Annotated in this window: 25 protein-coding genes; 13 read left to right on the top strand and 12 right to left on the bottom strand. The window is 60.2% G+C overall.

From position 1 onward, the window contains the following. Position 1 precedes the first annotated feature (1 nt). The 6 genes from GU3_RS10560 to ttcA all read left to right on the top strand — a co-directional run bounded on the left by GU3_RS10560 (position 2) and on the right by ttcA (position 5,963). Entirely contained in the window at positions 2-2,371 is a 2,370-nt protein-coding gene (locus GU3_RS10560; RefSeq protein ID WP_014292526.1) for a heavy metal translocating P-type ATPase, read from the top strand. Then, complete coding sequence (gene ccoS / locus GU3_RS10555; protein ID WP_014292525.1) at positions 2,368-2,568, top strand: cbb3-type cytochrome oxidase assembly protein CcoS; 201 nt, start codon at positions 2,368-2,370, stop codon at positions 2,566-2,568. Before GU3_RS10560 ends, ccoS begins: the two co-directional genes overlap by 4 nt. Beyond that, positions 2,552-3,235: a sulfite exporter TauE/SafE family protein gene (locus tag GU3_RS10550; RefSeq protein WP_014292524.1), complete on the top strand. Its 684-nt coding sequence runs from the start codon at positions 2,552-2,554 to the stop codon at positions 3,233-3,235. Before ccoS ends, GU3_RS10550 begins: the two co-directional genes overlap by 17 nt. Before the next feature lie 63 nt (positions 3,236-3,298). Next, positions 3,299-4,042, top strand: a complete 744-nt coding sequence (locus tag GU3_RS10545) for an FNR family transcription factor (protein WP_014292523.1) — start codon at positions 3,299-3,301, stop codon at positions 4,040-4,042. Positions 4,043-4,064: 22 nt separating this feature from the next. Beyond that, positions 4,065-4,976: a universal stress protein UspE gene (gene uspE / locus GU3_RS10540; RefSeq protein ID WP_014292522.1), complete on the top strand. Its 912-nt coding sequence runs from the start codon at positions 4,065-4,067 to the stop codon at positions 4,974-4,976. A 69-nt stretch (positions 4,977-5,045) separates the two neighbouring features. Next, on the top strand, positions 5,046-5,963 hold the full coding sequence (gene ttcA, locus GU3_RS10535) for a tRNA 2-thiocytidine(32) synthetase TtcA (RefSeq protein WP_014292521.1): 918 nt from the start codon (positions 5,046-5,048) through the stop codon (positions 5,961-5,963). Positions 5,964-5,992: 29 nt separating this feature from the next. On the opposite strand, the gene GU3_RS10530 is transcribed toward ttcA, so the two are convergent. Beyond that, positions 5,993-6,592, bottom strand: coding sequence for a DUF2987 domain-containing protein (locus GU3_RS10530; RefSeq protein ID WP_014292520.1), 600 nt, complete (start codon positions 6,590-6,592; stop codon positions 5,993-5,995). Continuing rightward, positions 6,589-7,350, bottom strand: a complete 762-nt coding sequence (locus GU3_RS10525) for a hypothetical protein (protein ID WP_014292519.1) — start codon at positions 7,348-7,350, stop codon at positions 6,589-6,591. The genes GU3_RS10530 and GU3_RS10525 overlap by 4 nt, the downstream gene beginning before the upstream one ends. 230 nt (positions 7,351-7,580) lie before the next feature. Between GU3_RS10525 and potA the strand changes: the two genes are divergently transcribed. Genes potA through GU3_RS10505 form a run of 4 tightly spaced genes read left to right on the top strand, consistent with a single transcriptional unit; the run spans position 7,581 to position 11,343 of the window. Next, the gene (potA, locus tag GU3_RS10520; RefSeq protein ID WP_014292518.1) at positions 7,581-8,684 is read left to right on the top strand and encodes a spermidine/putrescine ABC transporter ATP-binding protein PotA; all 1,104 of its coding nucleotides are present in this window, start codon (positions 7,581-7,583) and stop codon (positions 8,682-8,684) included. Beyond that, the gene (gene potB, locus GU3_RS10515; protein WP_014292517.1) at positions 8,671-9,528 is read left to right on the top strand and encodes a spermidine/putrescine ABC transporter permease PotB; all 858 of its coding nucleotides are present in this window, start codon (positions 8,671-8,673) and stop codon (positions 9,526-9,528) included. The genes potA and potB overlap by 14 nt, the downstream gene beginning before the upstream one ends. After that, on the top strand, positions 9,525-10,292 hold the full coding sequence (gene potC / locus GU3_RS10510) for a spermidine/putrescine ABC transporter permease PotC (RefSeq protein ID WP_014292516.1): 768 nt from the start codon (positions 9,525-9,527) through the stop codon (positions 10,290-10,292). The genes potB and potC overlap by 4 nt, the downstream gene beginning before the upstream one ends. A 1-nt stretch (position 10,293) precedes the next feature. Continuing rightward, positions 10,294-11,343, top strand: a complete 1,050-nt coding sequence (locus GU3_RS10505; RefSeq protein WP_014292515.1) for an extracellular solute-binding protein — start codon at positions 10,294-10,296, stop codon at positions 11,341-11,343. 50 nt (positions 11,344-11,393) lie between these two features. Here the strand turns inward: GU3_RS10505 and cobB are convergent, their stop codons facing one another. From cobB to GU3_RS10460, 9 genes are all read right to left on the bottom strand, one after another. Next, on the bottom strand, positions 11,394-12,128 hold the full coding sequence (gene cobB, locus GU3_RS10500) for a Sir2 family NAD+-dependent deacetylase (protein ID WP_014292514.1): 735 nt from the start codon (positions 12,126-12,128) through the stop codon (positions 11,394-11,396). A 108-nt stretch (positions 12,129-12,236) separates the two neighbouring features. Further along, positions 12,237-12,539 carry an integration host factor subunit alpha gene (locus GU3_RS10495; protein ID WP_014292513.1) on the bottom strand — a complete coding sequence of 101 codons (303 nt, stop codon included), beginning with the start codon at positions 12,537-12,539 and terminating at the stop codon, positions 12,237-12,239. Between the two features lie 4 nt (positions 12,540-12,543). Beyond that, positions 12,544-14,931, bottom strand: coding sequence for a phenylalanine--tRNA ligase subunit beta (pheT, locus tag GU3_RS10490; protein ID WP_014292512.1), 2,388 nt, complete (start codon positions 14,929-14,931; stop codon positions 12,544-12,546). Positions 14,932-14,946: 15 nt separating this feature from the next. Next, positions 14,947-15,930, bottom strand: a complete 984-nt coding sequence (gene pheS, locus GU3_RS10485; protein ID WP_014292511.1) for a phenylalanine--tRNA ligase subunit alpha — start codon at positions 15,928-15,930, stop codon at positions 14,947-14,949. Between the two features lie 153 nt (positions 15,931-16,083). Continuing rightward, a complete protein-coding gene (gene rplT / locus GU3_RS10480; RefSeq protein WP_014292510.1) occupies positions 16,084-16,440 on the bottom strand; it encodes a 50S ribosomal protein L20 in 357 nt (118 codons plus the stop codon). A 14-nt stretch (positions 16,441-16,454) separates the two neighbouring features. After that, complete coding sequence (gene rpmI / locus GU3_RS10475) at positions 16,455-16,652, bottom strand: 50S ribosomal protein L35 (protein WP_014292509.1); 198 nt, start codon at positions 16,650-16,652, stop codon at positions 16,455-16,457. 74 nt (positions 16,653-16,726) lie between these two features. Continuing rightward, complete coding sequence (infC, locus tag GU3_RS10470; RefSeq protein WP_083829462.1) at positions 16,727-17,269, bottom strand: translation initiation factor IF-3; 543 nt, start codon at positions 17,267-17,269, stop codon at positions 16,727-16,729. Then, on the bottom strand, positions 17,266-19,200 hold the full coding sequence (gene thrS, locus GU3_RS10465) for a threonine--tRNA ligase (RefSeq protein WP_014292507.1): 1,935 nt from the start codon (positions 19,198-19,200) through the stop codon (positions 17,266-17,268). The genes infC and thrS overlap by 4 nt, the downstream gene beginning before the upstream one ends. A gap of 180 nt (positions 19,201-19,380) precedes the next feature. Beyond that, a complete protein-coding gene (locus tag GU3_RS10460; protein WP_014292506.1) occupies positions 19,381-19,824 on the bottom strand; it encodes a TerB family tellurite resistance protein in 444 nt (147 codons plus the stop codon). Positions 19,825-19,913: 89 nt separating this feature from the next. Here GU3_RS10460 and GU3_RS10455 point away from each other — a divergent pair, with 89 nt between their 5' ends. Genes GU3_RS10455 through GU3_RS10445 form a run of 3 tightly spaced genes read left to right on the top strand, consistent with a single transcriptional unit; the run spans position 19,914 to position 21,761 of the window. Beyond that, entirely contained in the window at positions 19,914-20,777 is an 864-nt protein-coding gene (locus GU3_RS10455; protein WP_014292505.1) for a fructosamine kinase family protein, read from the top strand. Between the two features lie 8 nt (positions 20,778-20,785). Further along, positions 20,786-21,532 (top strand): pteridine reductase, encoded by a 747-nt coding sequence (locus GU3_RS10450; protein ID WP_014292504.1) that lies wholly within the window; start codon positions 20,786-20,788, stop codon positions 21,530-21,532. Between the two features lie 25 nt (positions 21,533-21,557). After that, entirely contained in the window at positions 21,558-21,761 is a 204-nt protein-coding gene (locus tag GU3_RS10445; protein WP_014292503.1) for a CPXCG motif-containing cysteine-rich protein, read from the top strand. An 84-nt stretch (positions 21,762-21,845) separates the two neighbouring features. Here the strand turns inward: GU3_RS10445 and GU3_RS10440 are convergent, their stop codons facing one another. Continuing rightward, entirely contained in the window at positions 21,846-22,454 is a 609-nt protein-coding gene (locus tag GU3_RS10440) for a riboflavin synthase (RefSeq protein WP_014292502.1), read from the bottom strand. Positions 22,455-22,473: the final 19 nt, after the last annotated feature.

The following is a 22,473-nucleotide window of genomic DNA, read 5'->3' as shown; positions in this document are numbered from 1 at the left end:
CATGACCGGCTGTTTTCACTGCGGTGAGCCGCTGCCGGCGGGCGCCGAGTTCAGCGCCACCCTGGACGGCGCGTCGCGCCGGTTCTGCTGCCCCGGCTGCCAGGCGGTGGCCGAGACCATCATCGACTGCGGCCTCGGCAGTTACTACCAGCACCGCACCGGCACCGCCCCCAGGGCGGAAGCCCTGCCCGACGAGCTGCGCCGGCTGCAGCACTACGATCTCGATGAAATACAGCAGGACTTTGTGCTGGAGCGGGATCACCTGCGCGAAGTGCAGCTGTCCATCGGCGGGCTCTCCTGTGCCGCCTGTGCCTGGCTGATTGAACGGCATCTGTCCCAGGTGCCGGGGGTGCGGCTCATTCAGGTCAATACCACCACCGAACGGGCCCGGCTGCGCTGGGACGAGCGCGAAACCCGGCTCAGCACCCTGCTTGCCGCCTTTGCCCATATCGGCTACCAGGCCCGCCCCTTTCTGCCGCACCAGCAGGAGCAGGATTACAACCGGGAAGTGAAGTCCTACCTGCTGCGCATGGGGGTGGCCGGCATCGCCAGCATGCAGGTGATGATGGTGGGCTTTGCCCTGTACGAAGACCTGTTTCCCGATATCGACGCCGGCCTGGTGCAGCTGTTCCGCTGGGTCAGCCTGTGGCTGTCGGTGCCGGTAATGGGCTATTCCGCCCTGCCCTTTTACCGCAATGCCTGGCGCGGCCTGAAAAACCGGGCGCTGAACATGGACTTGCCGGTGTCCCTGGCCATGCTGTTCGCCTTTGTGGCCTCGGTGTATGCCACCGTCACCGCCAGCGGCGAGGTGTATTACGAGTGCGTGTCCATGTTCGCCTTTTTGCTGCTGACCGGCCGCTTTCTGGAGATGCGGGCCAAACGCCGGGCCTCGGAAACCACCGCCAACCTTACCCACCATATTCCCATGCTGGCCAGGCTGGAAACCGGCTCCGACGAGCAGGAAGTGGCCGCCCGCACCCTGGTGCCCGGCCAGGTGGTGCGAGTGTCGCCAGGCGCCGTGATCCCCGCCGACGGGGATATTCTGGAAGGCCACACCAGCATCGATGAATCCATGCTGACCGGCGAGCACCTGCCGGTGTTCCGCGGGCCCGACGAGCCGGTGTTTGCCGGTACCACTAATGTGGAGTCTCCGCTGCGCATTCGCGTCAGCCGCAGCCTGGCCGATGCCCGGGTATCGGAAATCCTGCGCGCCCAGGACGACGCCCTGCTCGACAAGCCCCGGGTCGCGGTACTGGCGGATCAACTGTCCCGCTATTTTGTGGCGGCGCTGCTGTTGGCCACCCTGGGCACCTGGCTGGTATGGCTGCAGCTTGATGCCGATCGCGCCTTCTGGGTCATGCTGTCGGTGCTGGTGGCCACCTGTCCCTGTGCCCTGTCCCTGGCCACCCCCACGGCGCTGACCGTGGCCACCTCCCGCCTGACCCAGAGCGGCGTGCTGGTGCGCCGGGCCCACGTGCTAGACACCCTGCCCCGGGCCACCCGCATGGTGTTCGACAAGACCGGTACCCTCACTCAGGGCAAGGTCGCCTTGGCCGAGGTAACCCCGCTTGGCTCACAGTCCGACGCGCAACTACTGGCCCTGGCCGCGGCCCTGGAAGCCGGCTCCGAGCATCCCATTGCCCGGGCCTTTTCGCCCCATGCCAACGCTGCCATACAGGTTGAACAGCGTCAGAACCATGTGGGCCGGGGCGTGAGCGGCATGATTGACGGCCAGGAATGGCGTCTGGGCAGTGCCGCCTGGCTCAACCCCGGCGCCGAAGACAGCGAACTGTGCGTCTATCTTGCCGGCGAGCAGGGCCTGGAGGCCCGCTTTGTGCTGGCGGATCCCCTGCGCGATGAGGCCCCTGAGCTGGTACGCCGCTGCCATGAGCAGGGCCTGAACACCACCATTCTCACCGGTGACGGCTCCGGCCAGGCCGACCGGGTGGCCGAAACCCTGGGCGTAAGCGAGCTGCGCAAAAATGCCAGCCCCGACGACAAGCTTGCCTACCTGCGACAGCGGGCCGAGCAGGGTGAGGTGTGCCTGATGGTGGGAGATGGCATCAACGATGCGCCGGTGCTGGCCGGCGCCCATGTCTCCTTTGCCATGGCCGGTGGCACCGACATTGCCAAAAACAGTGCCGATGCCATTTTGCTGGGCGACAGCCTGCAGCGCCTGCTCTCGGCCCGGCGCATTGCCGCCGCGACCCGGCGGGTGATCAAGCAGAACTTCAGCTGGGCTCTGGGCTACAACCTGGTGGTGCTGCCACTGGCGGCCATGGGCCAGGTCTCGCCCTGGTTTGCCATGATCGGCATGTCCGCCAGCTCGCTGATCGTCATGTCCAATTCCCTGAGGTTATCCCGCTTATGAATGGTGACACCATTTGGTATCTGATCCTGCCCATTGCCCTGATCCTGCTGGCGGTGGTCATTGCCGTGTTTTTATGGTCGGTCAAGAGCAACCAGTTCGAGGATCTGGACCGCCACGGCAACAACATTCTGTTTGACGACGACCAGGATGCGCACCGCCGGGCCCAGCGCAAGCACGACGATGACCAGTCAGCTTGACCCGGTTGCCGCCCTGATGATCGGGTTTCTGGGTGCCGGCCACTGCATTGCCATGTGCGGCGGCGTGGCGGCGGCCTTTTCCATGGCCATTCCGCCCACCCAGCGGCGCTGGCAGTGGCTGTATCTGCTCAGCTACAACGCCGGCCGCATCATCAGCTACGCCCTGGCCGGTGCCTTGGTGGGGGGGGTGTTCGCCGGCCTGGCCGACATCAGCCTGGGCAAGCAGGGCCTGTTGTGGCTGCGGTTGCTGGCCGGCATCATGATGGTGTTGCTGGGCTTGTATCTGGCCCGCTGGTGGAGCGGACTGCTGGCGCTGGAGCGCCTCGGCAACGGTCTATGGCGCCACATCAAGCCCCTGGCCGGGCGCTTTGTGCCCTTTCGCCACCCGCTGGCCGCCCTGCCCTTTGGCATGATCTGGGGCTGGCTGCCCTGTGGCCTGGTGTATTCGGCCCTGACCTGGAGTGCGGTTTCAGGTGGAGCTGCTTCCGGTGCGCTGGTGATGGCCCTGTTCGGTTTGGGCACCCTGCCCACCCTGCTGGCCCTGGGGGGCCTGGCGGGCTCGCTCAGGCACTGGCTGAACCACCCCGGGTTCCGCCGGCTTTCCGGCATCCTGTTGATTTTTTACGGTTTATTCAGTTTTTACCAGGCCAGCCTGATGCTTTACTAAGCTATTAACCGGTTTTTATTGGTGCTATGATTCAGGCTGAGTATCAATCAGGCGACGGAGCACATGGGAAAAATAATCAAAACCGGCAAACAAGCCACGGGTCGCGCCATACACTGTCAGGATTGCAGCATCAGCCAGCTGTGCATTCCCCTCGGGCTCAACTCCGACGAGCTGGATGAGCTGGATAACATCATCGAGCGTAAAAAACCGATCCAGAAAGGCCAGGAGCTGTTCAAGGCGGGTGAGGAGCTGAAGTCCCTCTATGCCATTCGCGCCGGTACGGTCAAGTCCTATACCATCACCGAGCAGGGTGATGAGCAGATCACCGCCTTTCACCTCGCCGGTGATCTGGTCGGTTTCGACGCCATCAGCAGCGGCAGCCATCCTTCCTTTGCCCAGGCGCTGGAAACCGCCATGGTGTGTGAAATCCCCTATGAGGTGCTGGACGAGCTCTCGGGCAAGATGCCAAGGCTTCGCCAGCAGATCATGCGGTTGATGAGCAGCGAGATTAACGGCGACCAGCAAATGATATTGCTGCTTTCCAAAAAAACCGCCGAAGAGCGCCTCGCCGCCTTTTTGTATGGCCTGTCCAGCCGGTTTGCCAAGCGCGGCTTCTCTCCCCGGGAGTTTCGTCTCAGCATGACCCGGGGCGACATCGGTAATTATCTGGGGTTGACGGTGGAAACCGTGAGCCGGCTGCTGGGCCGTTTTCAGAAAAACGACCTGATCGCGGTGGATGGCAAATACATTCACATTCTCAAATTGCCCGAGCTCGCCGCCCTGGCCGGTGCCAACGAAGCGGAATGAGCGGCGCCAGAAGGAGGTGCCCATGATCAAGTATCGACATATTCTGGTGGTGATCGATCCGGTCGCCGAGGCCCAGCCGGCCCTGCACCGGGCCGTGTCGGTGGCGGCCCTGCAGGAAAACGCCACCATCACCCTGTTTCTGGCCATTTACGACTTTTCCTACGAGATGACCTCCATGCTCTCGAGCGAGGAGCGGGACGAAATGCGCGAGGGCGTGCTGCAGGGCCGTGAAGAATGGCTCAAGACCCTGCTGGAGCCCTACGCCGGCAGCAACATCGACTTTCAGCTCAAGGTGGTGTGGCACAGCCGGCCCTTTGAGGCCATCAACCAGCAGGTGCAGGAGCACCATCATGATCTGGTGGTGAAAAGCACCCACAAGCACGCCATGATCCAGTCGTTTATCTTTACCCCCACCGACTGGCACCTGCTGCGCAAGTGCCCTTGTCCGGTGCTGCTGGTGAAGGAGCGGGACTGGCCCATGGGCGGCACCGTGCTGGCGGCGGTCAACTGCTGCAGCGACGACGAGGCCCAGGAAGCGCTGAACGAGAAAATCATTACCGAAAGCGCCGAGGTGGCCCGGCTGTTGTCGGCCACCCTGCATCTGGTCAACGCCTACCCCATCACCCCGGTGAACATGGCACTGGAGTTGCCCGACTTCGATCCCCATGCCTATAACGCGGCGGTAAAAAAGCACCACGAGCGGGCACTGTATGAATATGCGGTGCGCTTTAACCTGGAGTCGGAAAGCCTGCATCTGCACGAAGGGCTGGCGGAAGAAGTCATTCCCCACTGTGCCGATGCCATCGACGCCAGCCTGGTCATTCTTGGCTCGGTGGGCCGCACCGGCCTCTCGGCGGCGCTGCTCGGCAATACCGCCGAGCATGTGATCGACAAGCTCAGCTGCGACGTCCTGGTATTGCGCCCGGATGCCTGACCCTTCTGGCGCCTTGCCCTTGAGGCGCCAGTCACTATAATAGCCCCCAGTTTTTTCGCCGGGGGCATCATGTCTGTTCAATCCGCCAAGCAAGTCTACAACTTCAACAAGCTGCAAAAGCGGCTGCGCCGCAACGTAGGAGAGGCCATCGCCGACTTCAACATGATCGAAGACGGCGATCGCATCATGGTGTGCCTGTCCGGCGGCAAGGACAGCTATGCCATGCTCGACATTCTGCAGAACCTGCAGGCCCACGCTCCCATTCGCTTTGAGATTGTGGCGGTCAACCTGGATCAGAAGCAGCCCGGCTTTCCCGAGCATGTGCTGCCCGCCTACCTGGACAGCCTGGGGGTGGAGTACAAAATCGTCGAGGAAGACACCTATTCCATCGTCAAGGACAAGATCCCCGAGGGTAAGACCACCTGTTCACTGTGCTCGCGGTTGCGCCGGGGCATTCTGTATCGCACCGCCACCGAGCTGGGCGCCACCAAGATTGCCTTGGGTCACCACCGCGACGACATTCTCGAAACCCTGCTGCTGAACATGTTCTACGGCGGCACCATGAAGTCGATGCCGCCCAAGCTGGTGAGCGACAACGGCAAGCATGTGGTGATCCGGCCGCTGGCCTATTGCAAGGAAAAGGATCTGGTGCGCTATGCCACGGCCCGGGAATTTCCCATTATTCCCTGCAACCTGTGCGGCTCTCAGGAAAACCTGCAGCGCCAGGCGATCAAGTCCATGCTGCAGGACTGGGACAAACGCTTTCCCGGCCGCATTGAAAGCATGTTCCGCTCGGTGCAGAACCTGGTGCCCTCGCACCTGCTGGATCACCGGCAGTTCGACTTCAAGGGCATCAACAGTGAGTCCGGGGTGATTGACGGCGGCGACATTGGCTTTGACAAACCCGACTTTGCGCCGCGTTTTGAGGCGAACGACGATGAGGCGCCCGAGCTCGGCGAGCGGCTGCAGATTGTGGAAGTAAAATAACAAAGGCGCCGAGGCGCCTTTGTTATACCTTACAGCCAGGGCGTGACCCGGCTGGCAGGCAGTTGCCAGTGATCCTCACCGGCGAGGGCCGCATCGTCCAGGGCCAGCTTGGGCAGCCCCTGAACAAGTGCGTTCTTGTCCAGGGCCTGCAGCTGTACGCCCTTTATCTCGGGCACAAAGTAGCGGCCCGGCCAGCCGGCCATTTCCTGTAACAGGGTTTTCATTTCATCGCGGATCACCGCCAGTTGCCGGGTATTCACCTCGCCGGCGGGCAGCAGGCTCTGGATCTGAATGGATATTTCGCAGCGTTCCGGTTGCTCAACCTCCAGCCGGACCACCGCCTTGTCCAAATCCAGCTGCTTGTCAAAAGGCAGCACGAATTCGCCATGGGGCAAGAGGGTGACCTCACCCCGGGTCTCCCCCGCCACCTCCACGGTTCCCGACTCGATATGGCACCAACCCGTGCCATCGTGACGGCTCAGGTAAAAGCCGAGGGTGGCGTGCTCAACCTTGGCATCGGCCACGGTATCGAGGTGCTTGTAAAAGCCGCTGTAACCCAGGTCGAGGGGCGCGGCGTGGGCCGAAACGGCGAGCAGGGCCAGACTGGCCCCGAGCAGTGATGATCTCATGCCTCGAAATGATCTCCTGAAGGTGAAGCAGACGCCGGTACGGCGCCGTCGTCAGTCATGCCTTCCACGCCGCAGGCTTCCCGGTAAATAATGCCCTTGACCACCATGTAAAGCGGGGCGGCCCAGATCAGGCCAATGCCAAAGGTCAGCACGGCGGCCATGAACAACAGGGCCAGCAGCAGGTGAATGGCGATGAGGTTCAGCCACTGGCGGGCGAACAGCCGGAGGGAAACCAGAATGGCCTGAAACGGGCTCAGGCCTTTTTCCAGGATCAGCGGAAACACGAACATCAGCGCCACGCTCACCACCAGGGTAGGCAGCATTGACAGTGCCGCCGGCAGCCCCAATGCCACCCCCAGGGGCAAAAACAGGCTGGTCATAAAGCCCATGATCAGGCTGGCCACCGCCAGCGGCAGCACGTAACGGAAATAATCAAAGATCTGGCTGGGACGAATGGGCTTGTTGACCGCCCGGTGAATGCCCATCATGTCCAGGCCACCGCTCATGGGCGCCATGATCATCGAGATCAACAGGCCCAGCAGGCTGGCGCGCCAGTCACCGGTTTCGCTGTCGCCGGTAACGCTCAGCAGCAGCTGGTTCAGCACCAGCCAGCTGCCGGCCACCCCGATGGCGGCCAGCAGCAGTGTCAGTTTGGCGCCGTGGATCCGCTCCCAACCTTCCTGGAAGACGGCCCTGGGCTTAAGCGAAAAACCGCGTTCCAGTGACTGCTGAAGGCGGGTAAATCTGGGTTCGTTCATTGCTATGGGATCTGGTTCAGGGAATGGGGCCATTATAACGGCATCGGCCGGCTCTCGTAACCCGTTGTCGACAGGATAAAAACGGCGCCCATGGTGCCGGCGGTTAAACAACAAATCCGTTTGTTGTGGCAATTTTTATTTGCTTTGCTTCACTCCGGACGAGTCCTAGAATGCGCGCTTCCTTTACCATACCGAACGCCGGGCGTTCCTATCGAGGTGCATTCAGGCAAATGGCCGTTCACAAAGATCCCATCGTTACCCTTGCCGGCATCACCAAGGCCTATGACGGCAAGACCATCATCGACAACCTGGACTTGTCCATTTACGACGGCGAATTTCTTACCCTGCTGGGTCCTTCCGGCTGTGGCAAGACCACGGTGTTACGCCTGCTCGCCGGGCTGGAAACCGCCGATGCCGGGCACATTACCCTCGCCGGTGACGACATCACGCAAGTGCCCGCCGAACAGCGCCACGTCAATACCGTGTTTCAGAGCTACGCCCTGTTTCCCCACATGACCATTTTCGACAACGTGGCCTTTGGCCTGCGCATGCAGAAGGTGGCCAGGGCGGAGCTGAATGCGCGGGTGGAAGAGGCACTGAAGATGGTCCAGCTTGAACACCTGTCCGGTCGCTATCCGCACCAGTTGTCCGGTGGCCAGCAACAGCGCATCGCCATTGCCCGGGCCGTGGTCAACCGCCCCCGGTTGCTGCTGCTGGATGAGTCGCTCAGTGCCCTCGACTACAAGCTGCGCAAACAGATGCAGGTGGAGCTGAAGGCACTGCAGCGCCGGCTAGGCATTACCTTTGTGTTCGTCACTCACGATCAGGATGAGGCCCTGTCCATGTCCGATCGCATTCTGGTGATGCAGGGCGGCCGGGTGGTGCAGGAAGGGTCGCCCCGGGATATTTACGAGTCGCCGGCCAACCTGTTTGTGGCGCGCTTTATCGGGGAAATCAACATTCTCGACGGCGAGCTGCTCGCCCCCGCCGAGCAGGGATGGCATGCCCGGGTGGAAGGCCGCGACTGCCTGGTACACAGCCGCCACGCCTTCAGCCCCGGCGATCGGGTGTGCGTGCTGTTGCGCCCGGAAGATGTGCGCATGTCGGCGTGCCTGCCCGGTGACAACGGCTCGGGGATCACCGGGCAGGTCGTGGATCGTCAGTACAAGGGCGCGACCCTGGACTCCCGGATACGGCTCGACGGCGGCCGGGACATATTGGTGTCGGCATTTTTCGATGAAGACGATCCCGAGCCGGATTATGCCCTGGGTCAGCAGGTGAACATCAGCTGGGTGGACGGCTGGGAAGTGGTGCTGCCTTATGAACAACACTAACGGGTTTCGTAACCTGGCGGTAGGCGTGATCGTCGGCTGGCTGCTGCTGTTTGTGTTTCTGCCCAACCTGATGATCATCGCCACCAGCTTCCTGACCCGGGATCACGCCAGCCTGGTGAGCCTGGTGTTCACCGCCGACAACTACGGCCGGCTGTTTGACCCCATGTACTTCAAGGTGCTGTGGCATTCGCTGATGATGGCGGGCCTGGCCACCCTGCTGTGCCTGCTGATCGGCTATCCGTTCGCCTTTGTGGTGGCCGGCCTGCCGGCGCGCTGGCGACCGGTTATGCTGTTCCTGATCATAGTGCCGTTCTGGACCAACTCGCTGATCCGCACCTACGCCCTGAAGGCGGTGCTGGGCACCAAGGGACTGCTCAACCAGGGGCTGCTGGCCCTGGGCATTATCGAACAACCACTGCGCATCGTGTTTACCGAGGCCGCGGTGATCATTGGTCTGGTGTACATTCTGCTGCCGTTCATGATACTGCCGCTCTATGCCGCCATTGAAAAACTTGACCACCGCCTGCTGGAAGCGGCCCGGGATCTGGGTGCCGGCGCCCTGCCCCGCTTTGTGCGGGTGATTCTGCCGCTGACCCTGCCCGGCATTGTGGCCGGTTGCCTGCTGGTGTTTCTGCCGGCGCTCGGCATGTTCTATATCTCGGATCTGCTGGGCGGCGCCAAGCACCTGCTGATCGGCAACATCATCAAGACCCAGTTCCTCAATATTCGCGACTGGCCCTTTGGTGCCGCCACCAGCGTGACCCTGACTCTGCTGATGGCGCTGCTGATGCTGGCGTACTACCAGGCCGGCAAACTGCTCAACCGCAAGGAGACGCTGGAATGATCAACTGGCTGAAAGGCAGCCTGCTGTTGCTGGTGTTCGGCTGTCTGTATCTGCCCATCGGGGTGCTGGTGATGAACTCCTTCAACAGCTCCCGTTTCGGTGTACGCTGGGATGGCTTCACCCTCGACTGGTATCAGCGTCTGGCCAATAACGCCGGGTTGATGGAAGCGGCGCGCCATTCGGTGACCGTGGCCCTGCTGTCGGCCACCATCGCCACCCTGATCGGCACCCTGGCGGCGGTGGCCCTGTATCGCTACCGTTTTCGTGGCAAGCGTTTTGTGGGCGGCATGCTGTTTGTGGTGATGATGTCGCCGGATATCGTGATGGCCATCTCCCTGCTGGCGCTGTTTGTGGTGATCGGCGTGTCCCTGGGGTTCTGGTCGCTGCTGTTTGCCCACGTGACTTTTTGCCTGCCGTTTGTGGTGATCACGGTGTTTTCCCGGCTCAAGGGGTTTGATGTGCGCATGATAGAGGCGGCCCGGGATCTGGGCGCCGGTGAAACCGTGATTTTACGGCGCATTCTGTGGCCGCTGGCCCGCCCGGCCATTGCCGCCGGCTGGCTGCTGAGCTTTACCCTGTCGCTGGACGACGTCATTGTCAGCTCCTTTGTGACCGGGCCCGGCTACGACATTCTGCCGCTCAAGATTTACTCCATGGTCAAGGTGGGAGTTTCCCCCGAGGTTAATGCACTGGCCACCCTGATGCTGGCGGCGTCGCTGGTACTGGTGGTGATTTCTCAACTGTTGTTAAGGGACAAACGCTGATATGAAGATTCGCTGTTACCCGCTGGCAGTGGCACTGGCCGCCGCCCTCCCCACCCTGGCCGTGGCCGAAGACCGCCTGGCCGTTTACGCCTGGGCCGAATACCTGCCCGAAGGCGTATTGCAGGCCTTTACCCAGGAAACCGGCGTGGCGGTGGATTACGCCAGCTTCGACTCCAACGAGGCGCTCTACGCCAAGCTGAAGCTGCTGCAGACCAGCGGTGCCAAAGAAAGCTACGATGTGATTTTTCCGTCCAGTTACATGCTGAGCAAGATGGCCCGGGAAGGCATGCTGCAACCCCTGGACAAGAGCAAGCTGCCCCACTTTGCCCAGCTGGAGCCGGGGCTGCTGGATCGGGACTTTGACAAGGGCAACACTTACAGCACCCCCTACGCCTTTGGCAGCACCGCCATTGCGGTGAACCGGGATGAGCTGCCCGAGGCCGAGGTGACTCGCTGGGCGGATTTGTGGAGCCCGGATTTCAACGGCCAGCTGATGCTGACCGACGACATTCGCGAGAATTACCAGATGGCGCTGCTGACCCTGGGCCATTCCGCCAACAGCCGGGACTCACAGGAAATTGAAGCCGCCTATGAGAAGCTGGTGACCCTGAAGGATAACGTGCTGCTGTACAATTCCGACAACCCGCGCATGCCCTACGTCACCGGCGAGACCAGCATCGGTCTGCTGTGGAGTGATCAGGCCTACAAGACCCAGCAGGACGGCCTGAACCTGGAGTATGTGTATCCCGAGGAAGGCGCCATTTTCTGGGTAGACAGCGCCGCCATTCCGGCCAATGCCAAGTCGGTGGAGGCCGCGCACCAGTTCCTGGACTACCTGATGCGCCCGGCGGTGGCCGCGCAGATCATCAGCGAGCTGGGGCTGGCGGTGCCCAACCAGGGCGCCAAGGCCCTGCTGCCGGCGGAGCTGGCCACCAACCCGGTCTTGTTCCCGTCGGCGGAGGTGGTGGAAAAGGGCCACTTCCAGGATGATCTGGGGGATGAAGTACTCGCCATTTACGAGCAATTCTGGGTCAAGCTGCGTACCCAGTAATGTTGAAAGGCCCGCATTTGCGGGCCTTGTTGTTTAAGGGATCAAGTTGTTTAACGGCTGAGGATTTTTCTGTTGCGGCCGGCCAGCAGCTCGTTGACGTAGTCGGTCACCACCCGAGTGGCGGGGCCATAACGGTGCTCGTCAAAATTGTCCTGCACCTCACTCGGCGCCAGGTTGATTTCCAGGGTATGGGCATGGTGCATGGCGGCCTCATGCACGAAGCCGGCGGCCGGATAAACATTACCCGAGGTGCCGATGGCGATAAACAGGCTGGCCTCGCTCAAGGCCTGGTAGATGCGATCCAGCAGCAAGGGCATTTCGCCAAACCAGACCACGTGGGGGCGCAGGGGCTCGGGGAACTGGCAGCAATGGCACAGATCCGTGGTATGCAGGGGACCGGTCCAGCTGATGGTCTGATTGCTGTGGGGGCAGCGGGCCTTGAGCAGCTCGCCGTGCATGTGCAGCACGTTGTGGCTGCCGGCCCGCTCATGGAGATCATCGATGTTTTGCGTCACAATGGTCACCTGCTCCGGCCATTCGGCTTCCAGCCGGGCCAGGGCATAATGCGCGGCGTTGGGCTCGACCGTTTGCAGTAACTCCCGGCGTTGATTGTAAAAACGCTGCACCAGCGCCGGATCCCGCTGGTAACCTTCCGGTGTGGCCACGTCTTCGATGCGGTGCTCCTCCCACAGGCCATCCGCGGCCCGAAAGGTGCGAATGCCCGATTCGGCGGAAATGCCCGCCCCGGTAAGAATGACGATGTTTCCTTTCTGCACGTCGCCCATGCCTCTGCTAAGTCCATCCTGCCTCATAGGCTAACAGCCTGTGAGGCGCAGAGCCAATAGTGCCTTAGTCTAAACACAAAGAAGCCAGGCGGTTGCCTGGCTTCGGTATTACTCTGCGTCGTTCAGGTCGGCGTTTTCCACCCGGGCCTTGAGTTTTTGCCCCGGGCGAAAGGTGACGACGCGCCTGGCCGAAATGGGAATGTCTTCCCCGGTTTTGGGATTGCGCCCGGGGCGCTCCCCCTTGTTGCGCAGCTCAAAATTGCCGAAACCGGAAATCTTGACCTGTTCACCCTGCTCCAGCGCGGTACGAATTTCTTCGAAAAACGCTTCAACCATGTCCTTGGCATCCCGTTTGCTGATGCCAAGCCGGGTGAACAAATGCTCTGCTATATCGGCCTTGGTTAACGCCATAAGCTCAATCCCTCAAGGAAGCATTAAACTCGTCGGATACCGCCGTTACGATGCGAGCAACAGTGTCGGCAATTTCCTTTTCTTCCAACGTCCGTTGGGTGTCCTGCAGTACCAGGCTGAGTGCCAGGCTTTTCTTGCCTTCGGCGATCCCCTGCCCCTGGTATACGTCAAACAAGTTTAATCCAACCAGCTGATTACCGCCAACTTTCCTAACCAAATCAAGGATATCGGCGGCGGCAAGGTTCTGATCGACAACCAGGGCCAGGTCGCGGCGGTTGGCCGGGAAACGGGAGATGTCCACCGCCTCCGGCACCCGGCGTTCGGTCAGCGCGGCCAGCTCGATTTCAAACAGGTAAGCCTGAGACTTGAGCCCCATTTTTTTCAGCAGACTGGGGTGCAGGGCGCCAAACTGGCCTACCGGCCGGCCGTTACGCAGCAGGCGTGCCGACTGTCCCGGGTGCAGGGCAGACAGCTCGGCTCGCTCCACACTGAAGGTCAGTTCGTCGGCACTGAGGGCCAGCAGGCTTTCCACGTCGCCCTTGAGGTCAAAGAAGTCGGCGGCCTGGCTGCTCATGCTCCAGTGCTCGTCCACCACCGCGCCCAGCACCAGGCCGGCGAGCACTGGGGTCTGACGCACGCCGTTCTCGGCGGTGTCGTCGGGCACAAAGATCAGCCCCTGTTCAAACAGGCGCAGCCGTGACTGCTGACGGTTCTGGTTGTATACCGCCGCCTGGATCAGGCCCGGCCACAACGACAGCCGCATGGCGGACATGTCGGCGGCGATGGGATTGGGCAGTACCATGTGCTCAGCACCCGGGAACAGCAGTTGTTGTTGCTCTGGATCCACAAAGCTGTAGGTGATGGCTTCCTGGTAGCCCAAGTCCACCAGGGCATCCTTGAGCCGGTTCAGTGGCAACTGCGCCTCACGGTGGGACGACATGGACAAATTGGCCCGGGGCGCTACATCGGGAATCTGGTTGTAGCCATAGATACGGGCCACTTCTTCCACCAGATCTTCTTCAATGGCGATATCGAAGCGGTAACTCGGCACCACCACGCTCCAGCCCTCGGCGGTGGTGGTGACGTCCAGTCCCAGTCGGGTCAGCATTTCGGTCACCTGGGCGGCGTCGATGTCGATGCCGATCAACCGGTTGAGCTTGTCATGACGCAGGGCCACGGTGGCGGCCTGGGGCAGCTTGTCTTCGGCCACGGCTTCAATCACGGGGCCCGCCTCACCGCCGCAGATCTCCAGCAGCAGCGCCGTGGCGCGCTCCATCACCTTGTGCTGCAGCTGATAGTCAACGCCGCGCTCATAGCGGTGGGAAGAGTCGGTGTGCAGGCCGTAGCTGCGTGCCCGGCCGGTGATGGCCAGCGGGCTGAAGAAGGCGCACTCCAGCAGTACGTCGCGGGTGGTGTCGGTGACACCGGTAGCCTCGCCACCAAAGATGCCGGCCATGGCCACGGGGCGCTCGCTGTCGGCAATCACCAGGGTATCGGCGTTCAGGGTCACTTCGTTGCCGTCAAGCAGGGTCAGTTTTTCGCCCTGCTCCGCCATGCGTACTCGAATACCGCCGTTCAGGGTATTCAGATCAAAGGCGTGCATGGGCTGGCCCCACTCCAGCAGCACAAAGTTGGTGATGTCCACCACCGGATCGATGCTGCGAATGCCGCTGCGGCGCAGTTTTTCCTGCATCCACTGCGGGGTTTCGGCCTTGACGTTGATGTTCTTCACCACCCGGCCCAGGTAACGGGGACAGGCGGCGGGGTCGTCCAGGCGAATATCGAGCCGGTCGTCAATGGTCGCCGGCACGGCGGCAATCTCGGGCCAGGCCACGTCCTGGTTGTTGAGCACGCCCACTTCCCGAGCCAGCCCTGCCATGCTCAGGCAGTCGGCACGGTTGGGGGTCAGATCCACTTCAATGGTGACGTCGTTCAGAGACAGGTAGTCGCGCACGTCGGTGCCGATGGGCGCGTCGGCGGGCAGCTCGATGATGCCGTCGGACTCAATATCGATGCCGAGCTCATTGTAGGAGCACAGCATGCCGTGAGAGGGCTGACCGCGCAGCTTGGCTTTCTTGATTTTGAAATCGCCGGGCAGCACGGCACCGACCACGGCCACCGCCACTTTCAGGCCCTGGCGGCAGTTGGGTGCGCCACAGACGATGTCGAGCAGCTCGTCGCCGCCCACATTAATTTTGGTCACGCGCAGTTTGTCGGCATCTGGGTGCTGACCGCATTCGACCACCTCACCCACGATGACCTGGGAAAAGTCACCGGCGACGGGCTCGATGCCATCCACTTCCAGTCCGGCCATGGTGATCTGCTCGGCAAGGGCCTCGGTGCTGAGACCGGTGTTGACCCATTCATCCAGCCATGATTTTGAAAACTTCATTATTGCTCCTGCCGCTTACCGGAATTGCTTGAGAAAACGCAGATCATTTTCGAAGAAGGCGCGCAGATCATTGACGCCATAGCGCAGCATGGTCAGACGTTCCACGCCCATGCCAAAGGCAAAGCCGCTGTAGCGCTCCGGATCGATACCCACGGAGCGCAGCACGTTGGGATGCACCATGCCGCAGCCCAGTACCTCCAGCCACTTGCCGTTCTTGCCCATCACGTCCACTTCGGCGCTGGGCTCGGTGAACGGGAAATAGGACGGACGAAAACGGATTTGCAGATCTTCTTCAAAGAAGTTGTGCAAAAAGTCGTGCAGTACGCCCTTGAGCTGGGTAAAGCTGACGTTTTCGTCCACCAGCAGGCCTTCCACCTGGTGGAACATGGGGGTGTGGGTCTGATCGTAATCGTTACGATAGACCCGGCCCGGTGAAATAATGCGAATGGGCGGCTGCTGCTGTTCCATGGTGCGGATCTGCACGCCGGAGGTCTGGGTGCGCAGCATCAGCTTGGGGTTGAAATAGAAGGTGTCGTGATCGGCCCGGGCCGGGTGATGGGCCGGAATGTTGAGGGCGTCGAAGTTGTGGAAGTCATCCTCGATTTCCGGACCTTCGGCCACCTGAAAACCCAGCTCGCCGAAAAACGATTCGATGCGCTTGATGGTGCGGCTGACCGGATGCAGACCACCACTGGCCTGGCGACGGCCCGGCAGGGTAATGTCCAGGGTCTCGCTGGCCAGTTTGGCATTCAGCTCCGCCAGTTGCAGGGCGTCGCGTTTGGCGTTCAGTGCATCGTTCACGGCCTGTTTGGCCTGGTTGATGGCCTGACCGGCGGCAGGGCGTTCTTCCGCAGACAGCTTGCCGAGCGCCTTGGACTGCTCGGTAAAGGTGCCCTTTTTGCCCATGTAGCGAACCCGGATTTCATCCAGTTCGGCGGCAGTGGCGGCAGCCTGGATCTCCGCCTGCGCCTTGACGATCACGTCTTCCAGCTGATCCATGTATTCCTCGTTGACTTGCCCGTATACACGGACGCTAAGTATTAGAAAGGCCTTGATAATAAAGGAAATGCCCTTTTGCTTCCAGCGTGGAGCCGGGCAAAAGGCAACAAAAAAGGAGGCCGTAGCCTCCTTTGAAAATCATCATAGTCCGACTTATGCCAGGGCTTCTTTCGCTTTGGCAACCAGAGCGGTGAAGGTGGTCTTGTCGTGCACGGCGATGTCAGCCAGGATCTTGCGATCGATTTCAACAGAGGCCTTTTTCAGACCGTTGATGAAGCGGCTGTAAGACAGACCGTTCTGACGGGAAGCCGCGTTGATACGGGCAATCCACAGCTGACGGAACTGACGTTTTTTCTGACGGCGGTCACGGTAGGCATACTGACCGGCTTTGGTTACCGCTTGTACCGCTACGCGATAAACGCGTGAACGGGCACCGTAATAACCTTTGGCCTGCTTCAGAATCTTCTTGTGACGAGCGCGTGCAGTGACACCACGTTTAACTCTTGGCATTGTTCACTCTCCTCTTAAGCGGTGGGCAGCATGGATTTGATCTGGGCAACGTCAGACGCCGCTACCAGACACTTACCGCGCAGCTGACGCTTACGCTTGGTGCTTTTCTTGGTGAGGATGTGACGCAGGTGGGACTGCTTGCGCTTGAAGCCACCAGAGCCGGTTTTCTTGAAGCGCTTGGCAGCGCCCTTGTTGGATTTCATCTTAGGCATGAAATACTCCGCATTGTTAATAACATCAAACAGACAAGGTGAGCCGGACGCATTGCCCGGCTACTTGCAGAACCTTACTGTTTCTTCTTAGGGGCAAGCACCATCACTGCCTGGCGACCTTCCAGCTTGGGAAAGGATTCAACCACGGCAAGTTCTTCAAGTTCGGTCTTGATGCGGTTAAGCAGGTCAAAACCGAGCTCCTGGTGCGCCATTTCACGACCGCGGAATCGCAGCGTGACCTTGGCCTTATTGCCTTCTTCCAAAAAGCGAATCAGGTTGCGTAGCTTTACCTGATAGTCGCCTTCATCAGTACCGGGCCGGAATTTGATTTCCTTGACCTGGATTTGTTTCTGCTTTTTCTTCTGTTCCTTGGTCGCTTTACTCTTTTCGTAAAGGAACTTGCCGTAATCCATGATTCGGCAAACGGGAGGCTCGGCATTGGGACTGATTTCCACCAGATCGACGCCCGCCTCGCTGGCAGCGCTCAGTGCCTCATTGATGGACACGACCCCCAATGCTTCACCTTCCAGGCCGACCAGACGAACTTCTTTCAGTCGGATTTCTTCATTCAGTCGATTGCGGGGAGCGGGCTTGCCCCCTTTTTTGGCGCCTTTTATAACCTATCCTCCACTGTTTTCTTTCCGCGGGTCTGAACCTCTTGTTGAATGAGCGCGATCAGCGCGTCAACATCGAAGGTTCCCAGATCCTGCCCTTTTCGGGTACGAACCGCTACCTTGCCGGCGTCGACTTCTTTGTCGCCACATACCAGCATGAAAGGTACCCGCTTGAGAGTATGCTCGCGGATTTTAAAGCCAATTTTCTCATTTCTCAAGTCCGCCTTGGCTCTAATGCCAACATTATTCAGGGACTCGACCAGGTTTTTGGCATATTCGGACTGATTGTCGGTAATGTTCAGTACCACCGCCTGGGTGGGAGCCAGCCAGGTCGGGAACAGACCGGCGTATTCCTCAATCAGGATGCCGATAAAACGCTCGATGGAGCCCAAAATGGCGCGGTGGATCATCACCGGCACATGGCGTTCGTTGTCTTCGCCCACATAGCTGGCCCCCAGGCGACCGGGCAGGGCGAAGTCGAGCTGGACGGTGCCGCATTGCCAGGCACGGTTGAGGCAATCGTGCAGGGTGAATTCAATCTTGGGACCGTAAAAGGCCCCCTCGCCCGGCTGCAGCTCGTATTCAATGCCGTAGGCCTTGAGCGCCTGCTCCAGGGCCAGCTCGGCCTTGTCCCAGATCTCGTCGCTGCCGATGCGCTGCTCCGGACGGGTGGACAGCTTGACCGCGATGTTGGTGAAGCCGAAGGTCTCGTAGGTGTCGTACACCATCTGGATACAGGCGGACACTTCGCTCTGAATTTGATCTTCGGTACAGAAGATGTGGGCATCATCCTGAGTAAAGCCGCGTACCCGCATCAGACCGTGCAGGGCGCCGCTCGGCTCGTTGCGGTGGCAACAGCCGAATTCGGCCATGCGCAGCGGCAGATCCCGGTAGGACTTCAGCCCCTGGTTGAAGATCTGCACGTGGCCCGGGCAGTTCATCGGCTTGATGGCGTAATCCCGGCTTTCGGAATGGGTGGTGAACATGTGATCGGCGTACTTGTCCCAGTGGCCGGACTTCTCCCACAGCACCCTGTCCATCATGAAGGGGCCTTTCACCTCTTCATATTTGTATTCGCGCAGCTTGTCCCGCACAAAGGTTTCCAGCTCGCGGAAAATGGTCCAGCCGTCGTTGTGCCAGAACACCATGCCCGGGGCCTCTTCCTGCATGTGGTACAGGTCGAGCTGTTTGCCTATCTTGCGGTGATCCCGCTTGGCGGCTTCTTCCAGCTGCACCAGGTAGGACTTCAGTGCCTTCTTGTCGGCCCAGGCGGTGCCGTAGATGCGCTGTAGCATCTTGTTCTTGGAATCACCACGCCAGTAGGCGCCGGAGACCTTCTGCAGCTTGAAGTGCTGGCAGAAGCGCATATTGGGCACGTGCGGGCCCCGGCACATGTCGATGTATTCCTCGTGGTGGTACAGACCGGGCTTGTCATGCTGGCTGACGTTTTGATCGAGGATCTCAATTTTGTATGACTCATGCCGACGGGCAAAGGTGTCCCGCGCTTCCTGCCAGCTCACCTTCTTTTTGACCACGGCGTATTCGGTCTTGGCCAGCTCCAGCATGCGGGCTTCCAGCTTCTGAACGTCTTCCTCGGTCAGGGTATGCTCGAGGTCAACATCATAGTAAAAGCCGTTGTCGATCACCGGACCAATGGCCATTTTGGTTTCAGGCCACAGTTGCTTGATGGCATGTCCCAGCAGATGGGCGCAGGAGTGACGAATTATCTCGAGGCCGTCCTGATCCTTGGCGGTAATGATCGACAGGGTGGCGTCGTGGCTGATGAGCTCACAGGCATCCGCCAGCTCGCCATCGATGCGCCCGGCGATGCAGGCCTTGGCCAGGCCCGGACCGATATCCTGGGCCACGTCCATGATGGTGACGGGTTGCTCGAAATGGCGTTGGCTGCCATCGGGAAGGGTAATTGTCGGCATGAAATATCCTTGACAGTGGTGCACCCTACCAAAGTGCACATGTATGTGTGAAAACGGTCGTGTCATTCGTTCCCGACCATCTGGCGTTACCTTGCCAGCCTGGCACGCAATGGGGTTACCCGGCGGCACAGGTCGAGGGCGAAAAGGGTAACAGAATTCGTGCCCCGTCGCCACGCGCGCTCAACCGCCCGATGGCTTTTCCGCCTGATGCTTGAGGCGAATATAGCGGCTGTGGGGAATATAAAGCAGATCGGCCACCTGACGCACAATGGCCTCCTCCTGGGGATCCAGCTCGCCATCGGCCAGTGCCATCTGCCACAGGGCCAGCAAAATGGCTTCCCGCTGAGGCACCGGCAGCGCCTTGAGGTGAGTGGTGAACTCAAACAGGGAGACCGCCTCCTCCTGTCGTGCCCTGCCCTGCTCCAGCCAGTCGTGCACCTCGGCGGAGGTCTGGCCAAACAACCGGGCCAGCAGGCTTTCCAGTTGTTGCCGCTCGCGGTTGCTGGCCACACCATCGGCCAGCATTACTTCGCTGAGCAGTGCCGCCACCGCCACTTCTTCCTGCATGGGCAGAGGCGGTTCGTGTTTCGGGCCTGACAGCCATTGTTTCAGTCGTTTTATCATGCGGTTTACCTCATTCTGTGCTCGCCCCCGGTCGTGCCGGCTTTTGACCTATACTGTGGCAAAACCCGGCACCCAGGAGTGAAACTGCCATGTGGCCCATCATTGCCAGTCAGATCAGCGACGCCATCAACACCGAGTTCACCCTGGTTGAGCGCACTCCCCTGAGCGGTGGTGACATTAACCAGGCATTTCGTATCAGCGATGGCCACCACACCTATTTCGTTAAACTCAATGACCGTGCCGCCATCGATATGTTTCGCGCAGAATGGACGAGTCTGGAGCATCTGGTCAACAGCCAGACCCTGAGAGTGCCCCGTCCGGTGTGCTGTGGTACCACCGTCAGCAGCAGCTTCCTGGTGCTGGAATACCTGGAACTTGGAGAGGCCGACGAGCAGGGCTGGCACATGCTGGGTCGGCAACTGGCGCATTTACATAAGGGCAGTACCCAGCCCATGTATGGCTGGGATGAAGACAATTTCATCGGCACCACGGTGCAGCCCAACGCCTGGCACAAAAAGTGGGCGACCTTTTTTGCCGAGCAACGCATCGGCTGGCAGTTGCAGTTGCTGGAAGACAAGGACATTCATTTTGGCGATATCGAGGAAATCGTGGGGGCCATCAAGAACCGTCTGGCCAGCCACCAGCCCAGCGCCTGCCTGTTGCACGGGGATTTGTGGCGTGGCAACCTTGGTTTTTGTGAACGACAGGGAGTGTTGTTTGATCCGGCCAGTTATTTTGGTGACCGTGAAACCGATATCGCCATGACCGAACTGTTTGGTCAGTTTCCCAGCGTGTTCTACCAGGGTTACGACGCCGTCTGGCCCCGGGAAGAGGGTTACCGGGCGCGGCGCGAGATCTACAACCTCTACCACCTGCTCAATCATGTTAATCTGTTTGGTCAGCCTTATCTTCAGCAGGCCAAAACCAGCCTGTTAAACATTATCGCCAGCTAGGAGAAGCCATGTCGCAACCCGTGGTGTTGATCACCGGCGCCGCCAGGCGCATTGGTGCAGAAATCAGTCGTTGTCTGCATGCTCAGGGATATTGCCTGGTATTGCACTATCACCACAGTGAACAGGAAGCCAGCGCCCTGGCCGACAGCCTGAACCGGGCGCGCCCCGACAGTGTGCGCCTGCTGCAGCAGGACCTGACCCGCCTTGATGAGATCAACGCCATGGCCGACCGCGCCCTGGGCTGTTTTGGCCGCATCAGCGCCCTGGTCAATAACGCCTCCGCCTTTTATCCCAGTCGTTTTGGCGAAATCACCCCGGCCCAGTGGCTGGAGCTTTCCGCCACCAATGCCGCCGCCCCGCTGCTGCTGAGCCAGGCCCTGACCCCCGCCCTGGTCCGAGAAAAAGGCGCCATTGTCAACATGGTGGATATTCATGCCACCAATGGCCTGCGTCATCACCTGCCCTACAGCATGGCCAAAAACGCCCTGGCCACCCTGACCCGGGCCCTGGCGGCAGAGCTGGCTCCCGACGTGCGGGTGAACGGCATTGCGCCCGGCCCCATTATCTGGCCCGAGCACGAACTGAGCGAGGCACAAAAACACAAGGTGCTGGGATCGGTACCCATGGGTCGGCTGGGAACGCCCCAGGAAATTGCCGATACCGTCGCCTTTTTGCTGGAAGGGCCGGCCTACCTGACCGGTCAGATCATCGCCCTGGATGGCGGCCGCTCTTGCCAAAGTCTGCCCGAGGCCTGATCACGTCACTACCGGGAGAACTGTCATGCGTGATTATTTTGAGCAAACCATTATCTGTCCTCATTGCGGCCACCATACCCGTATTGAAGTGGATGCTTCCGGGGGCGATCAGAATTATTACGAAGATTGTCAGGCCTGCTGCAATACCATGCACATCACGCTGCTGTGCCATGAAGACAGTGACGAAGTTGAAGTACGGGTAGATGCTGACGACGAGCAGTATTTTTAGCAATTCGCTCATTGGTTATACATATTGATGTATGTTGGCATAATTTAATTGGTTGATGAAAGCCGGGACTTCCCGGCTTTCGCTTTATGGCTGACGGGCCAGCACCCGCTCCACCGTGTCCACAATGGCCTGGGTTTGCGGATCCACCTCCAGGTTGGCCCGGTAACCGGGCTGCACCCTGCCCAGGTTGGTGCGGGACAGGGTTTCGGGGATCAAATGCACGGCAAAATGCTCGGCGGTCACCTCCCCCAGGGTCAGGCTGATGCCATCAACACCAATATACCCCTTGGTAAACAGATACTTGTTTAAGCCCTCGGGCACGGCAAAGCGCAAGGTGGTATTGGTCTCGGTCTCAATGCGTTCCAGCAGTTCACTCATGCCCATGATGTGCCCGGACATGGCATGGCCACCAATGTCGTCACCAAAACGGGCTGCCCGCTCCAGGTTGACCTGGTCCCCCACCTTGAGCTGCCCCAGGTTGGTGACCCTCAGGGTTTCCTGCATCAGGTCAAAGCTGACCTTGTCGCCATCAATGGCGGTGACGGTCAGGCAGCAGCCGTTGTGAGCCACCGATGCCCCCAGCGCCAGTCCGGGCAGCAGTTCGTCGGGCAGGGTCACCACATGGGTACGAAAGTCGGCTTTTTCAATGATATTCAGCAGGGTACCCTGCCCCTGCACAATTCCGGTAAACATCGCGTAAATCCATATAAAA

Source organism: Oceanimonas sp. GK1 (assembly GCF_000243075.1).
GTDB lineage: Bacteria > Pseudomonadota > Gammaproteobacteria > Enterobacterales > Aeromonadaceae > Oceanimonas.
This window is presented reverse-complemented; position numbering and strand designations above follow the sequence as displayed.